16 protein-coding genes are annotated in these 13914 nt (G+C 69.5%); 9 read left to right on the top strand and 7 right to left on the bottom strand.

The annotated features are described in order from the left end of the window. Positions 1–72: 72 nt before the first annotated feature. The 5 genes from ASG72_RS18745 to ASG72_RS18725 form a co-directional block, all read right to left on the bottom strand. Positions 73–1188 carry a TRAP transporter substrate-binding protein gene (locus ASG72_RS18745; RefSeq protein WP_056715862.1) on the bottom strand — a complete coding sequence of 372 codons (1116 nt, stop codon included), beginning with the start codon at positions 1186–1188 and terminating at the stop codon, positions 73–75. Between the two features lie 462 nt (positions 1189–1650). Then, a complete protein-coding gene (locus ASG72_RS18740) occupies positions 1651–1980 on the bottom strand; it encodes a hypothetical protein (protein WP_056715858.1) in 330 nt (109 codons plus the stop codon). A gap of 217 nt (positions 1981–2197) precedes the next feature. After that, the gene (locus ASG72_RS18735) at positions 2198–2578 is read right to left on the bottom strand and encodes a DUF6481 family protein (protein ID WP_056715855.1); all 381 of its coding nucleotides are present in this window, start codon (positions 2576–2578) and stop codon (positions 2198–2200) included. Positions 2579–2663: 85 nt separating this feature from the next. Continuing rightward, on the bottom strand, positions 2664–2927 hold the full coding sequence (gene rpsU / locus ASG72_RS18730) for a 30S ribosomal protein S21 (protein ID WP_056715851.1): 264 nt from the start codon (positions 2925–2927) through the stop codon (positions 2664–2666). Between the two features lie 154 nt (positions 2928–3081). After that, positions 3082–3291, bottom strand: a complete 210-nt coding sequence (locus tag ASG72_RS18725; RefSeq protein WP_056715847.1) for a cold-shock protein — start codon at positions 3289–3291, stop codon at positions 3082–3084. 290 nt (positions 3292–3581) lie between these two features. Between ASG72_RS18725 and proB the strand changes: the two genes are divergently transcribed. The 9 genes from proB (at position 3582) to ASG72_RS18680 (ending at position 12268) form a co-directional block, all read left to right on the top strand. Next, entirely contained in the window at positions 3582–4706 is a 1125-nt protein-coding gene (gene proB, locus ASG72_RS18720; RefSeq protein WP_056715843.1) for a glutamate 5-kinase, read from the top strand. 103 nt (positions 4707–4809) lie between these two features. After that, a complete protein-coding gene (locus ASG72_RS18715) occupies positions 4810–6051 on the top strand; it encodes a glutamate-5-semialdehyde dehydrogenase (protein WP_082540524.1) in 1242 nt (413 codons plus the stop codon). Between the two features lie 11 nt (positions 6052–6062). Further along, positions 6063–6659, top strand: coding sequence for a nicotinate-nucleotide adenylyltransferase (locus ASG72_RS18710; protein ID WP_056716546.1), 597 nt, complete (start codon positions 6063–6065; stop codon positions 6657–6659). A gap of 163 nt (positions 6660–6822) precedes the next feature. Next, the gene (gene rsfS, locus ASG72_RS18705; RefSeq protein ID WP_280137763.1) at positions 6823–7140 is read left to right on the top strand and encodes a ribosome silencing factor; all 318 of its coding nucleotides are present in this window, start codon (positions 6823–6825) and stop codon (positions 7138–7140) included. Positions 7141–7212: 72 nt separating this feature from the next. Further along, positions 7213–7692, top strand: a complete 480-nt coding sequence (gene rlmH, locus ASG72_RS18700) for a 23S rRNA (pseudouridine(1915)-N(3))-methyltransferase RlmH (protein ID WP_056715837.1) — start codon at positions 7213–7215, stop codon at positions 7690–7692. Between the two features lie 14 nt (positions 7693–7706). Next, complete coding sequence (locus ASG72_RS18695; protein WP_244488878.1) at positions 7707–9092, top strand: peptidoglycan DD-metalloendopeptidase family protein; 1386 nt, start codon at positions 7707–7709, stop codon at positions 9090–9092. After that, on the top strand, positions 9092–10420 hold the full coding sequence (locus ASG72_RS18690; protein WP_056715833.1) for a S41 family peptidase: 1329 nt from the start codon (positions 9092–9094) through the stop codon (positions 10418–10420). Before ASG72_RS18695 ends, ASG72_RS18690 begins: the two co-directional genes overlap by 1 nt. Before the next feature lie 217 nt (positions 10421–10637). Beyond that, positions 10638–11762 (top strand): divergent polysaccharide deacetylase family protein, encoded by a 1125-nt coding sequence (locus ASG72_RS18685; RefSeq protein ID WP_244488877.1) that lies wholly within the window; start codon positions 10638–10640, stop codon positions 11760–11762. Then, positions 11759–12268 carry an RNA pyrophosphohydrolase gene (locus ASG72_RS18680; protein ID WP_056715828.1) on the top strand — a complete coding sequence of 170 codons (510 nt, stop codon included), beginning with the start codon at positions 11759–11761 and terminating at the stop codon, positions 12266–12268. Before ASG72_RS18685 ends, ASG72_RS18680 begins: the two co-directional genes overlap by 4 nt. Positions 12269–12289: 21 nt before the next feature. Here ASG72_RS18680 and ASG72_RS18675 read toward each other — a convergent pair whose 3' ends face one another. Further along, a complete protein-coding gene (locus ASG72_RS18675) occupies positions 12290–13066 on the bottom strand; it encodes an SDR family oxidoreductase (RefSeq protein WP_056715826.1) in 777 nt (258 codons plus the stop codon). Continuing rightward, complete coding sequence (locus ASG72_RS18670) at positions 13067–13873, bottom strand: GntR family transcriptional regulator (RefSeq protein WP_056715823.1); 807 nt, start codon at positions 13871–13873, stop codon at positions 13067–13069. Positions 13874–13914 lie beyond the last annotated feature (41 nt).

The following is a 13914-nucleotide window of genomic DNA, read 5'->3' as shown; positions in this document are numbered from 1 at the left end:
AAGGCCACGCGCGAGCGGCGCGCAGGCGCCCGGCCGCGGAGACGGCCGGGCACTATCGGAGGGAGCTGCGCGTCAGGCCTTGAAGAAATGCGTGTAGGCGAGCTCGCGCGAAGGCGTGTTGATCCGCTCGAAGCCGACCGAGCGCTTCACCCAGGCCTTCTGCGACTCCACCACCTTCTTGAAGAACGCATTCTCGGCCGACAGCTTCTCGAGCACCTTGTCCCAGGCGGCGAGCTGCGACTTCAGGATCGCTTCCGGCGTCTGCACGACGTTGACGCCCTTGCCGCGCAGCATCTCGAGATCCTTGGAATAGCGGTCGAGCGCCTTCCACAACATGTCGGACGAGGCCGATTCCGCCGCATATTTCACGATCGCCTTCAGCTCAGGCGACAGCGCGTCGAACTTCGTCTTGTTGAAGATGATCTCGAAGCTCTCCGCCGCCTGGTGATAGCTCTGCAGCATGAACACCTTGGCGACGTCCTGGAAGCCGAGCAGCGAATCCGAGGAGGGGTTGTTGAACTCCGCCCCGTCGATGACGCCGCGCTCCAGCGCCGGCACGATTTCGCCGCCGGCCAGGATCGTCACGGCGGCGCCCATCTCGCGCATCAGATCGGCGGCGAGGCCGACGGTGCGGTATTTCAGCCCCTTGAAATCATCGGCCGTCTTCAGCTCCTTCTTGAACCAGCCGAGCGGCTGGCAGGGCATCGGGCCGGTGAGGAAGCCGACGAGGTTCAGCTTGAGCTGCTGCTGCACCAGCTCGTTGTAGAGATCGTAGCCGCCGCCGTAATTCATCCAGGCGAGGAAGCTGTGGGCGTCCCAGCCCAGCGAAGGCGGCGTGCCGAACAGCGAGAAGGCCTTGTTCTTTCCGTACCAATAGGCGCAGACGCCATGGCCGGCGTCGAGAATGCCGGCGGCCACCGCATCCTGCATCTGGAAGGCCGGAACCACCGCGCCGGCGGCGAGCACGTCCATCTTCAGGCGCCCGCCCGACATCTCGTTGACGCGCTTGGCGAAATCGCCCGCGAATTCGTGGAAGATGTCCTTGGTCGGCCAGGTCGACTGGTATTTCCAGGTGACGGTCTGCGCGCGGCTGACCTGCGGCATGGCGATGGCGCCGGCGCCGGCGAGGCCGGCGACCTTCAGGAAATTGCGGCGGCTGGAACGAGGCTTTGCGGGTTCGGTCGTCATGATCGTTCTCCCTCTGGCTTCGCCTTCTTGATCGAGGCGAGCTTGCTTGCGGCTAAATCCGAAGCCGAAGCCTATAGATTTAGCGGGAGCGCCGATCTGGCAAGAGATTTGTGAGAGAAGCCGAGTGGAACGGCCGCGACGTCCGGCGCCGGCACCCGGCTATAGCGGCCTCGACGTCGTAAAACACGGCGCCACAAGTCGAGCCGCACCGCAGCGCAGCATAAATCGCGGAATTACTGAGGAGGGCATCTAAAACGTTCTAGATGCGCATTTTCCTGCCAGAATAGACATTCGCTGCGCAATAGCGCCCGCCGGGCGCGGCGGAACGCCGCAGCTTTTTGCACGATGCGAGGGGCGCGTATCCAGAGCCGACCGCAGCGGGGAACTCGGCCACGGCAGGAAGGCAGTCTTTCCGAAATGGAAATAATCGGGCGCCGGTTCGAGCCGCCGTGCCGGGGCGGCTCAGCCGGTCTTGAGCGCCGTCTTGCGCGGCTTGGCCGCCTTGTCGCTGGCGGCCTTGGTCTTCGCCGCCTTGGCATCGGCCTTGGCCTGGGCCTGGTCGGCCTTCACCTGCGCCTGTTCGGCCGCGACGATGGCGGCCGTCTCGGCATCCGCCTGCTCCTTGGCGAGGCGCAGGGCGCGCAGCCGCGCCGTCTTCTGCAGCACGGCGTCACGCGCCTGCTGCTCGGCCTCCATCGCGCGCGAAGCCTCCTGCTTGCGCGCATCGGCCTTGTCGAATGCGATCTGCGCGCGACGCTTGATCTCATCGGCGGAAAGTCCTCGGGTGGCCATGACGGGCGCTCCCAGCTGGGTTCGGGGAAAGGCGTGTCCTGCCGGCAGCGCGCCGGGCCTTAGCCCGCACCGCCGGTTCCGTCCACTGCCGAGCCTCCTGCCGCCGATCCGCGAGCGAGAACCCCGTCAGCCGGCGCGCGATCGGCTGAAAAGCCTGAAGCGCCGCGCCGCGTCGTCGTCTCATGCCCACCGCGGCCAAGCCGCGGCGGCACCGGCCCTAGCGCCGTCCGCCCTTGCCGGCGGCGCGCATCTGCGCGTATTGCACCGCCTCGAGCAGAACCTTGCGCGGGCGCTCGGCATCGCGCTTCGCCTGCTCGGCCTTGCGGGCCGCCTCGCGCTGGATCTCGGCCTGGCGCTCTTCCTCTTCGAGGCGCGCCCGCTCGATCGCGGCGAGACGCTCGGCCTCGGCGCGGGCGGCGGCCTTTTCGGCTTCGCGGGCGGCACGGGCTTGAGCGATGGCCTCACGCTCCGCGCGGCGCTGCTGCATGATCGGATCATCCGGCCCAGGCCGTGCCTTGAAGCGCTCGAGCAGCGCCTTCTTGGCGTTCTGGGAATTGGACTGACGATCAGTGAAGCTGCGGTCGTTCGGGTTCTTCAAGGTGAGCCTTCTTTGGGTTGACGCGGGTCATTCCGAGGCCCGCGAGGCGGGCAATAATCCAGATGCCCGCAAAAGGGTAGTGAAATCAGCGCGCGGGAGCTGCGCTTCCAGCGCGGACCGGCCGCGGCTTGACCTTCGGCGCGGCGATCAGACCCTCGCGCTGCATCTGCTTGCGGGCGACCTTGCGGGCCCGGCGGATGGCGTCGGCCTTCTCGCGGACGCGCTTCTCGGACGGCTTCTCATAGGCCGAACGGCGCTTCATCTCGCGAAACACGCCCTCGCGCTGCATCTTCTTCTTGAGGACCCGAAGGGCCTGATCGACATTGTTGTCGCGGACGAGAACCTGCATCGCTGTCTCCTGACGTCTCGAAAGTGGAAAAGGGCCGGGATGTGATCCCCGACCCTTCGTCACGCCTCGTCGCGGTGAAGAGCAGAACGGATCGGGCGCCAGTACATCCGTGGTCGCCGTCTCGATTCAATGCCCGCGCGACGGGGCGAATGGCTCACTCGGCGCGAAGCTGGTCGGCCGACATCTTGCCCGAGCGCTTGTCCTGGACGAGCTCGAAGGAGATCTTCTGGCCCTCCCGGAGGTCGCGCATGCCGGCCCGCTCGACGGCGCTGATATGGACGAACACGTCCTGACCGCCATCATCCGGCTGGATGAAACCAAAACCCTTGGTCGAATTGAACCACTTGACTGTACCGACGCTCATAACGAATCCTTTCGCTGCGTTTTAGGAAGGCGCGTGACGAAACCCACGCGCCGGCGTTTCGATTTTTTGAGCAGGAAGGTCGTCAGCAGGCGCATCTTCATGCGCGGGGCCAAGTCGTTCGGCCTAAATATCGACCCACCCCATATGGGCGATCGAAGCCTCCCTGTCAATGCGAACCCGGCGAAAAGCGCCAGGCGCAGTGCCGGCAGGCGGCTCCGGCGCTTTACAATGCCCGCGATTTCGCCAACAGGCAGAGGCTCCGTGCCGTTTCGTCCGCTCCGGTTCCCGTCGTGAAAACCCCTTCGCTCAGCCAGTTCCGCCGCATCGTCGTCAAGGTCGGCTCCAGCCTGCTGGTCGATCGCGAGCGCAGCCGCCTGCGCCATGCCTGGCTGGCGGCGCTGGCCGAGGATCTCGCCGATCTCCACCAGCGCGGCGCCGATGTGCTCGTGGTCTCGTCCGGCGCGATCGCGCTGGGGCGGACCGTGCTCGGGCTGCCCTCCGGCTCGCTGCGGCTGGAGGAGAGCCAGGCCGCCGCCGCCGTCGGGCAGATCGCGCTGGCACGGACCTGGGCGGAGGCGCTCGGCCATCACGGTCTCACCGCCGGGCAGATCCTCCTGACCCTCGCCGATACCGAGGAGCGCCGGCGCTATCTCAATGCGCGGGCGACGCTGGGACGGCTGCTCGACCTGCGCGCCGTGCCGGTGATCAACGAGAACGACACCGTCGCGACGACCGAGATCCGCTATGGCGACAATGACCGCCTCGCCGCGCGCGTCGCCACCATGGCGGGCGCCGATCTCCTGGTGCTGTTCTCCGATATCGACGGGCTCTACACCGCCCCTCCCGCCAGCGACCCCGCGGCCCGCCACATCCCGCTGGTCGAGCGCATCACCCCCGAGATCGACGCCATGGCCGGCGGCGCGGCCTCGGAACTGTCCCGCGGCGGCATGCGCACCAAGATCGAGGCGGGCAAGATCGCGGCGGCGGGCGGCACGCATATGCTGATCGCCGATGGCCGCGGCAAGAATCCGCTCGCCGCGGTCGCAGGCGGGGCGCGCTGCACCTGGTTCCTGAGCGGTTCGACCCCCGCCACCGCGCGCAAGACCTGGATCGCCGGCTCGCTGGAACCGCGCGGCGCGCTCTATCTCGACGCCGGCGCGGTGCGCGCGCTGCGCGGCGGCGCCAGCCTGCTGCCCGTCGGCGTGAGCCGTATCGAGGGCGAGTTCTCGCGCGGCGACGCCGTGCTGATCCGCGACGGCGCGGGCGCCGTGCTGGGGCGCGGGCTGGTCTCCTACGACGCGCATGAAGCCGCGCTGGTGCTGGGCCGGGCCTCGCGGGACATCGAGGCCATACTGGGCTATCCCGGGCGCGCCGAGATGATCCACCGGGACGACATGGCGCTCGGTGTCGGTTAAGGTCGCGGCGAAACTGGGGTTGGACAGGCCACTGATCATGACGAGCGAGAGCGCCCTGCGCGTGGTCTCCACCGGCGACGACGAACGCGATCTGCAGGCCGCGATGGCGGCGATCGGGCTCAGCGCCCGCGCGGCCTCGCGACAGGTCGCGCTCGCCCCGGCGGCGCAGCGCGACGCCGCGCTGCACGCCATGGCGGCCGCGATCGGCCGGCATGCGGCGGCGATCCTCGACGCCAATGCCCGCGACCTGGCGGATGCGAAGGCGGCGGGACAGGCCCCGGCCTTCATCGACCGGCTGTCGCTCGACGAGGCCCGCCTCGCCGATGTCGCGGCCGCCGTGGCGAGCGTCGCCGCCCTGCCCGATCCCGTCGGCCGCGTCCTGGCGCAATGGACCCGGCCCAACGGCCTGCGTTTCGAGCGTGTGGCGACGCCGCTCGGCGTCATCGCCGTGATCTTCGAGAGCCGGCCCAACGTCACCGCCGATGCCGGGGCGCTCTGCCTGAAGAGCGGAAACGCCGCGATCCTGCGGGCCGGGTCGGATAGTTTCCGCACCTCGCTCGCCATCACTGACGCGCTGCGCGAAGGCCTGAGCGAAGCCGGCCTGCCGCCGGACGCCGTCCAGCTGGTGCCGACGCGCGACCGTGCCGCGGTCGGCGCCCTGCTCGCCGGGCTCGACGGCGCGATCGACGTGGTGGTGCCGCGCGGCGGCCGCAGCCTCGTCGCGCGCGTCCAGGCCGAAGCCCGCGTGCCGGTCTTCGCCCATCTCGACGGCAACTGCCATGTCTATGTCCATGCGGCCGCGGATCTGGCCATGGCGCGCGAGATCGTGCTCAACGCCAAGCTGCGCCGCACCGGCGTCTGCGGCGCGGCCGAAACCCTGCTGGTCGACCGGGCCTGCGCCGACACCCATCTGCATCCGCTGGTCGCCGATCTCCTGGCCGGGGGCTGCGCGGTGCGCGGCGATGCGCGGACGCAGGCCGTCGATCCGCGCGTCACGCCCGCCGGCGAAGCGGATTGGGCGACCGAATATCTCGACCGGATCATAGCGGTGAAACTCGTCGCCGGTCCGGAGGAGGCGATGGAGCATATCGCCCGTTTCGGCTCGCACCATACCGATGCGATCGTCACCGAGGACGCGGCGGTGGCCGCGCGCTTCCTGGCGGAGGTCGATTCCGCCATCGTGCTGCACAATGCCTCGACCCAATTCGCCGATGGCGGGGAATTCGGCTTCGGCGCCGAGATCGGGATCGCCACGGGGCGCATGCATGCGCGCGGCCCGGTCGGCGTCGAACAGCTCTGCTCGTTCAAATACCGTGTCCATGGCAATGGTCAGATCCGGCCGTGAGCATCGAGCACATGCGGCTACCGCCCCATGCGCCGGGCTTGCGCATCGGGTTGTTCGGCGGGACCTTCAACCCGGCCCATGACGGGCATCGCATGGCGAGCCTGACGGCGCTGCGCCGCCTGCAGCTCGACCGAGTCTGGTGGCTCGTCACCCCGGGCAATCCGCTCAAGGACAATGCCCGCCTGCCGCCGATCGAGTCGCGGATCGCCTTCAGCCGCCAGGTGGCGGATCATGCGCGCATCCACGTCACCGGCATCGAGGCGAAGCTGCGCACGCGCTACACCGCCGACACGCTGCGCGCCCTGCAGCTGCGCTGCCCCGGCGTGCAATTCGTCTGGCTGATGGGCTCGGACAATCTCCAGAATTTCCATCGCTGGAACGAGTGGCGCGCCATCGCCCGGATGATGCCGATCGCCGTGATCGACCGCCCGGGCTCGACGCATCACGCCGTCGCCTCGCCCGCCGCGAACTGGCTCTCGCGCTACCGCATGTCGGAGAGCCAGGGCGCCGCGCTGCCCGGTGCGAAACCGCCGGCCTGGATCTTCCTGCATGGCCGCCGCTCGGATCTCTCGTCGACGATGTTGCGGGAACTGGCCGAAAAAGATTGAAATTTGGGCGGGTCGAGCGTATTTTCAGATCGTCGCGCAGTGAGCGCGTCGTGATCGAGAGGATACGGAACTGAACCGTCAAACCCTTGGCGAAGCCGAGCCCAAGCCGCTTCCCCAGGCCGCTGTATCGGACAACCCCTCCGCTGACAGCGTCGCCCTCGCATTGCATGTCCTCGAAGAAATGAAGGCCGAGGACATCACCGTCATCGACCTGGTCGGCAAGACCTCCCTGGCCGACGCCATGATCATCGCGACCGGCCGCGTCAACCGGCACGTCGCCTCCATCGCCGACAGCCTGGTCGAGGCGCTGAAGGGCTCCGGCCTGCCGGCTCCGAAGGTCGAAGGCATGCCCGCCTGCGACTGGGTCCTGATCGATACCGGCGACATCATCATCCATGTCTTCCGGCCCGAAGTCCGGGACTTCTATAATCTCGAGAAGATGTGGGGCGCAGACCGTCCCAATGAGCGGCTCGTCGGCTGACGCGCCGCTGCCGGGCGGCTGTCGCCCGGCCCCCGCCGTGTTCGACGGCGTTCGCTGACCCCGCGGCTCGACATGCGCCTTGCCCTCATCGCCATCGGCCGGCTCAAGGACGGGCCGGAGCGCGAGCTGTGCGAGCGCTATCGCGAGCGCGGGCTGGCGCTCGGGCGCGGTCTCGGCCTGACCGGCCCCGATATCGTCGAGATCGCCGAGAGCCGAGGTCGTCGCGCCGAGGAGCGCAAGCGCGAGGAGGCGGCTTCCATCCTGGCCAAGGCGCAACCCGGCCTGTTGATCGCGCTGGACGAGCGCGGCGGCGCTCTGACGAGCGAAGCCTTCGCCGCGCGCCTCGCCACGGCGCGCGACGCCGGCACGCAGGCCGCGACCTTCGTCATCGGCGGGGCGGACGGGCTCGACGAGGCGCTGCGCAGGCAGGCCCAGCTGACGCTCGCCTTCGGCGCCCTGACCCTGCCTCATCAGATCGTGCGGGTCCTGGCGCTCGAACAGCTCTACCGGGCGATGACGATCATGGCCGGTCACCCCTATCATCGGGCATGAGCTCCGATCGGATTTTGATTCGCGGATCGTTCCGCGCCGCCGGCCCGGATGGGCGCGGCCGCCGGGCGAGCGGCCGGGCGCTTCTGGCGGCGCTGATCCTCGCGACCGCCCTGCCCGGCGCCGCACAGGCGCAGACCGGCACGCCGGATCCCGACCAGCTCACCCGCGAAGCGCAGATCAAGCAGGACGAGAAGCGGGCCCGCGAGCGCGAGCTGAAGGCGATCGAGGAGCGTCTCTCCGGCAGCGCCGGCCTGCGTGCCAGGCTCGAAGCCGAGATCTCCGCGATCCGCGCCGACCGCGCCGGTCTCAACAAGGCCCTGCTCGACACCACCCAGCGCACCCAGGCCTCGGAGCGCAAGGTGGCCGCGCTGGAGCAGCGCCTGACCCTGCTGCAATCCAGCGAATCCGCCATTCGCCGCTCGCTGGAGGGGCGTCGCGGCCTGATCGGCGAGGTTCTGGCCGCGCTGCAGCGCATCGGGCGGCGCCCGCCCCCGGCCGTGCTGGTCAGCCCCGAGGATATTCTGGAAGCCGTGCGCGCCTCGATGCTGCTCGGCGCGGTGGTTCCGGATCTCCGCCAGGAGATCCAGGTGCTGGGCACCGATCTGGCCGAGCTGGTGCGGCTGCGGGAGGGGATCGCCGCCGAGCGCCGGTCGATCACCGGCGAGCTCGAAGCCCTGGCCGGCGAGCGCCAGCGGCTGGCCGCATTGGTCGAGGCGCGGCGCGAGCGCGAGGCCAGCGCCACCCGCGATGCCGAGGCCCAGCGCGCCGCGGCCGGCGAGCTGGCCGACCAGGCCCGCAGCCTGCGCGACTTCGTCGAGCAGATGGAGAAGGAGATCTCCACCGCCACGCGCGCCGCCGAATCGGCGAGGCAGGCGCTCGAGGCGGAAACCAGGGAGCAACGGCAGCGCATGGCGGCCCTCGCTTTCAAGGATCCCGCCAGGCTCGCGCCGAAAATCGCCTTCGCCGAGACGCGCGGCCTGCTGCCGCTGCCGGTCGCGGGTTCACAATTGCGTGGCTTCGGCGAAAGCGACGGCGCCGGCGGCACGACGCGCGGGATTTCGATCGCGACGCGGGCGAACGCCCTAGTTTCGACGCCTTCGGACGCTTGGGTGGTTTATGCGGGACCGTTCCGCTCCTTCGGGCAGCTCTTGATCCTGAATGCCGGCGGGGGATACTATATCCTACTGGCCGGCATGCAGCGCATCGATGTGGCGCTGAACCAGTTCGTCCTCGCCGGAGAGCCGGTTGCGACGATGGGTGAAACGTCGGAAGCTGCGGCGACGATCGTGGGTTCGGGGAGCGGGGAACCGGTCCTCTATATCGAGTTCAGGAAAGACGGTGTCTCGGTCGATCCGACGCCGTGGTGGACGAAAACGCTTAGCGAAAAGGCTCGCGGATGATGCGCAAGGTTTCCCTCGTTTTTGCCGGCGCGATCATGGGCGCAGGTTTGACCGGCGCGGTCACGCAGACCGGGCTTTTCTCCTCCACCCACGCCATCGCGGCGTCGGCCGAGGTCTATCGCAGCCTGAACCTGTTCGGGGACATCTTCGAGAAGATCCGCACCGATTATGTCGAGAAGCCGGATGAACAGAAGCTGATCGAGGCCGCGATCAACGGCATGGTCTCGTCGCTGGACCCGCATTCCGCCTATCTCGATTCCAAGAGCTTCCGCGACATGGATACCGACATGCGCGGCCAGTTCGGCGGGCTCGGCATCGAGGTGACGATGGAGGAAGGCGTCCTCAAGGTCGCCAAGCCGATCCGCGACACGCCCGCCTCCAAGGCCGGCATCCTGACCAACGACATCATCCGCCAGATCGACGACACCGAGGTCAAGGGCCTGAGCCTTACCCAGGCGGTCGAGAAGATGCGCGGCATCATCAACACCCAGGTCAAGCTGAAGATCGAACGGCCGGGCAAGCCCGAGCCGCTGGAGTTCACCCTCACCCGCTCGACCATCGTCGTGCCGGCGGTGGAGGAGCGCGTCGAGGCCGATGTCGGCTATATCCGCATCGGCACCTTCAGCGAGCAGACCTATGAGGGGCTGCGCAAGGCGATCGACAAGGTCAATACCGAGGTCGGCGCCGACAAGATCAAGGGCTATGTCATCGACCTCCGCAACAATCGCGGCGGCCGTCTCGACCAATCCGTCCTGGTCTCCGACGCCTTCCTGGAGCGCGGCAAGATCGTCTCGACCCGCGGCCGCAACGCCGAGGAGACGCAGGTCTTCAACGCGAAGGCGGGCGATCTCGCCAAGGGCAAGCCGGTCGTGGTGCTGATCAACGGCTCCTCGGCCTCCGCCGCGGAGATCGTCGCCGGCGCGCTGCAGGATCATAAGCGCGCCACCGTGATGGGCACCCGCTCCTTCGGCAAGGGTTCGGTGCAGACCGTGATCCCGCTCGGCGGCAATGGCGGCCTGCGGCTGACCACCGCGCGCTACTACACCCCGTCCGGCACCTCGATCCAGGCCAAGGGCATCACCCCCGATGTCGAGGTGCTGCAGGAGATCCCCCCGGAGCTCAAGGACAAGCTCTCCGAGAACAAGGGCGAGGCGGCGCTGAAGGGCCATCTCAAGGCCGGCGACGGCAAGGACGAGCAGTCCGGCTCCGCCTCCTATGTGCCGAACGATCCGGCCAAGGACACGCAGCTGACCGCGGCCCTCAACCTGCTGCGGGGCGCCAAGAAGGACGCCGCCGCTCCGGCGACCGAGGCGCCCAAGCCGAACTGAGCGAGGCCGGCGCGATGGCGATCCTGCCCGCGCCGGACCGCGCGGGCACTCGACGCCGCCCCCGCGACACGACAAGACTAGCCGGGCGGGCCGTTGATTCGGGCCCGCCTCAAACAGTTCAGGACGGCTGACCTTGGCCGGAACGCCGCTTACCGATCTCAATCGGCCGCTGGGCCAGCACCGCGCAGCGGCGAAGGGCGGACAGCGCTGGGCTCGCTTGCTGGCGCTCGGCGCCTGTGCCTGCGTCGGTCTGACGCTGGCTCTGCTGCTGCTCTACGTCGCGATCAAGCGCGATCCCGATGGCGGCGAGCCGGTCGCCACCGCGATGATCGAGAAGCGCGCCGCACCGCAGCCGGCTGGCGGCGCTGCCCCGGCCGCGCCCGCCGAACCGCGCAGCCAATCCACCGCCAGGCAGCTCGAAAGCGAATCCGGCGTCGTCGTGGTGCGTCAGGGTGCGGAGGCGCCGGGCGCCATCGTCATCACCGTGCCCGACAGCGACGCCCCGGCCAAGCTCGCGCCCGCGCCCGACAGCCGCCTGGTCGAGCGCACGCGCTTCGGCACCCTGCCGCGCATCGGCCCGGGCGGGGAGACTCCGGCCCAGATCTATGCGCGACCGCTCGGCCCGCCGCCCGCCAACAAGCCTGCGGGGCGCATCGCCCTGCTGGTCGGCGGTCTCGGCATCAGCCAGTCCAGCACCAGCGACGCGATCGCCCGGCTGCCGGGACCGGTCTCCTTCGCCTTCGCGCCCTATGGCAGCGAGCTCGAGCGCACCGTCCAGCGCGCCCGCGGCGACGGCCACGAGGTCTTCCTGCAGGTGCCGATGGAGCCGTTCGACTATCCCGACAATGATCCGGGTCCGCATACGCTGCTGGCCGGGCCGAAAGCCTCGGAGAATGCCGAGAAGCTCAGCTGGGTGCTGGGCCGCTTCACCGGCTATGTCGGCATCGTCAATTTCCTGGGCGGCCGGCTGACGGCGGATGAAGCGGCGCTGACCCCGCTGCTGCGCGAGATCGCCGGCCGGGGCCTGATGGTGATCGATGACGGCTCCTCCGCCCGCAGCCTGCTGGCCGCCTCGGCCGCCCGCGCGCAGATCCCCGGCCTCAAGGTCGATCGCGTCATCGACAGCGTGCCCCGCGCCGACGCCATCGACAAGGAGCTGGAGCGGCTCGAGGCGCTGGCCCGCGAGCGCGGCATCGTCCTCGCGGCCGCCAGCGCCCTGCCGGTCTCGATCGACCGCATCACGCGCTGGAGCGCCGGGCTGGAAGCCAAGGGCATCGTGCTCGTGCCGGTGAGCGCCGCCCGCGGCTTCCGCAACCCATCGAGCACCGGATCCCTACGATGACGCCCCAGCCGCCCCAAGGCTACCGCCCCTGCGTCGGGCTGGCCTTGTTCAACCCCCGGGGACTGGTGTTCGTCGGGCGCCGCGCCAACAAGAAGCTGCGCGAACACGTCGCCGAGAATTACGAATGGCAGATGCCCCAGGGCGGCATCGACAAGGGCGAGACGCCGCTGCAGGCCGCGCGCCGCGAATTGCAGGAGGAGACCAACGTCACCAGCGCCAGCCTGCTCGCGGAATCGCCGGGCTGGCTGACCTATGACCTGCCGCTCGATATCGGCCGCGAGGCCTGGCGCGGCCGCTGGCGCGGCCAGGCGCAGAAATGGTTCGCCTTCCGCCTGGACGGGCCGGAGACCGAGATCGACGTCGCCAACCCCGCCGGCGGCCACAAGGCCGAGTTCGACGCCTGGCGCTGGGCGCGGCTCGGGGAGACGCCGGAGCTGATCATCCCGTTCAAGCGCCCGGTCTACGAGCAGGTGGTGACGCTCTTCGCCCCCTTCGCCGCCGACTAGGCCGCGCAGCCGGGCGCCGGATCAGCTCAGCATCCGCGTATCGCCGCAGACCGAGATCTCCTGGCCGGAGATGGTCTTGCCGAAGGGCGAGGCCAGGAAGACGATCTGCCTGGCGATGTCGGAGGGGTCGACGAAGCGCTTGATCGAGACGCCCGCGAACAGCCGCTCCGCCATCTCATCATGCGAGATGTTCAGGCTGCGCGCCTTGTTGGCGATGACGCTCTGGATGCGCGGCCCCTCGACCAGCCCCGGGCAGATCGCGTTCGCCCGGATGCCGAATTCGCCGAGCTCCGCCGACAGCGCCTTGGTGAAGCCGATCACCCCCCATTTCGCCGCCGCATAGGGCGAACGCAGCGGGAAACCGTGCTTTCCCGCCTGGCTCGACAGGTTGACGATGCTGGCATTGCCGGATTGCTTCAGGTGCTGCACCGCCAGCCTGGTGCAATTGTACTGGCCGGTCAGGTCGATCGCGAGGCAGGAATCCCAATCGGCCGGATCGATCTCGTCGACGCGGCCGGTCGGGCCGGCGATGCCGGCATTGTTGACGAGGCAGTCGAGCCCGCCCAGCGCCGCCAGCGCCTCCTCGAACAGCCGCGCCACCGCGGCCCGGTCGGAGACGTCGCAGACCGATTGCGTGATGCCCGGGTCGCTCTCGGCCATGGCGCGAAGCGCGTCGCGGTCGACGTCGCAGATATGGACCCGGGCGCCTTCCGCCGCGAAGGCCCGCGCCGTCGCGCGCCCGATGCCGTTGGCTCCGGCCGTGACCAGCACGCGCAGCCCGTCGATTTGCAGGTCCATTCAACGCTCTCCCATTGTCTCGATGCCGATGTGCGGCGGCCGCCGCGCCTCGTCCGTGGAACGACCGGGCTCGCTCTCCGGCCCCAGCCGGCCGATCGCCGCGATATGGGCGGCGGCCTCGGCGATATCCCTCTGCAGCGCGTCCCGCGCCTGCACCGGATCGCGGCGGCGCAGCGCGTCGAGCAGCGCCGCATGCGCCTGCATGGCGCTGCCGCCCTTGAGCCGGCGCGGCTCGTCGCGCATGTCGAGGTTGAGGATCGGCCCGGCCTTGAGCCAGAGCCGCTCGATCATCTCGACGAGGGTCGGCATCGCGGCCGCCTCGTACAGCGCGAAATGCAGGTCGCGATTGGCGGCGACGGCCCCCGCCGCATCGGGCGGCTCGGCGCTGGCGAGGTCCCGGAAGCGCGCCTCGCAGGCCGCGATCGCCGCGATCTGCTCCTGCGTGGCGTTGCGCGCCGCCTCCTCGGCGGCGAAACCCTCCACCACCAGCCGCAGCCGCGTCAGCTCCCGGAACTGCGCCTGGGTCAGCACCGGCACGCGCACCGCCCGCCCTGGCAGCACCTCGAGCGCGCTGTCGGCGGCGAGCCGGCTGACCGCCTCGCGCACCGGCATGATCGACACGCCGAGCGCCTCGGCCACCCGCCGCAGCGAGAGTTTCTCGCCCGGCGCCAGGCGCCCCGCCACCAGCAGCGCCCGCAATTCGGCCGTCACCCTGTCGCCCAGCGTCTCGCGCGGCAGCAGGCCGACAGCGGCGATGGCGGAGGGGCGCGGCGGCTCCGGGGCGAGGGGCTGGACAGGGGCAATCATGTCTGCCAACCTAACTGTGATCACAGATCACGACAAGCGGC

The sequence above is a fragment of the Allobosea sp. Leaf344 genome (assembly GCF_001426225.1).
Taxonomy (GTDB): Bacteria; Pseudomonadota; Alphaproteobacteria; order Rhizobiales; family Beijerinckiaceae; genus Allobosea.
Note: the sequence above shows the minus strand (reverse complement) of the source record. Positions and strands in the feature narration are given on the sequence as shown.

Coding starts and splice junctions, on each gene's coding strand:
- ASG72_RS18745 (WP_056715862.1), bottom strand. CDS start 1,188: ATGACGACCGAACCCGCAAAGCCTCGTTCCAGCCGCCGCAATTTCCTG.
- ASG72_RS18740 (WP_056715858.1), bottom strand. CDS start 1,980: ATGGCCACCCGAGGACTTTCCGCCGATGAGATCAAGCGTCGCGCGCAG.
- rpsU (WP_056715851.1), bottom strand. CDS start 2,927: ATGCAGGTTCTCGTCCGCGACAACAATGTCGATCAGGCCCTTCGGGTC.
- ASG72_RS18725 (WP_056715847.1), bottom strand. CDS start 3,291: ATGAGCGTCGGTACAGTCAAGTGGTTCAATTCGACCAAGGGTTTTGGT.
- ASG72_RS18715 (WP_082540524.1), top strand. CDS start 4,810: ATGGCGGCGATCGGGCTCAGCGCCCGCGCGGCCTCGCGACAGGTCGCG.
- ASG72_RS18710 (WP_056716546.1), top strand. CDS start 6,063: ATGCGGCTACCGCCCCATGCGCCGGGCTTGCGCATCGGGTTGTTCGGC.
- rlmH (WP_056715837.1), top strand. CDS start 7,213: ATGCGCCTTGCCCTCATCGCCATCGGCCGGCTCAAGGACGGGCCGGAG.
- ASG72_RS18690 (WP_056715833.1), top strand. CDS start 9,092: ATGCGCAAGGTTTCCCTCGTTTTTGCCGGCGCGATCATGGGCGCAGGT.
- ASG72_RS18680 (WP_056715828.1), top strand. CDS start 11,759: ATGACGCCCCAGCCGCCCCAAGGCTACCGCCCCTGCGTCGGGCTGGCC.
- ASG72_RS18675 (WP_056715826.1), bottom strand. CDS start 13,066: ATGGACCTGCAAATCGACGGGCTGCGCGTGCTGGTCACGGCCGGAGCC.
- ASG72_RS18670 (WP_056715823.1), bottom strand. CDS start 13,873: ATGATTGCCCCTGTCCAGCCCCTCGCCCCGGAGCCGCCGCGCCCCTCC.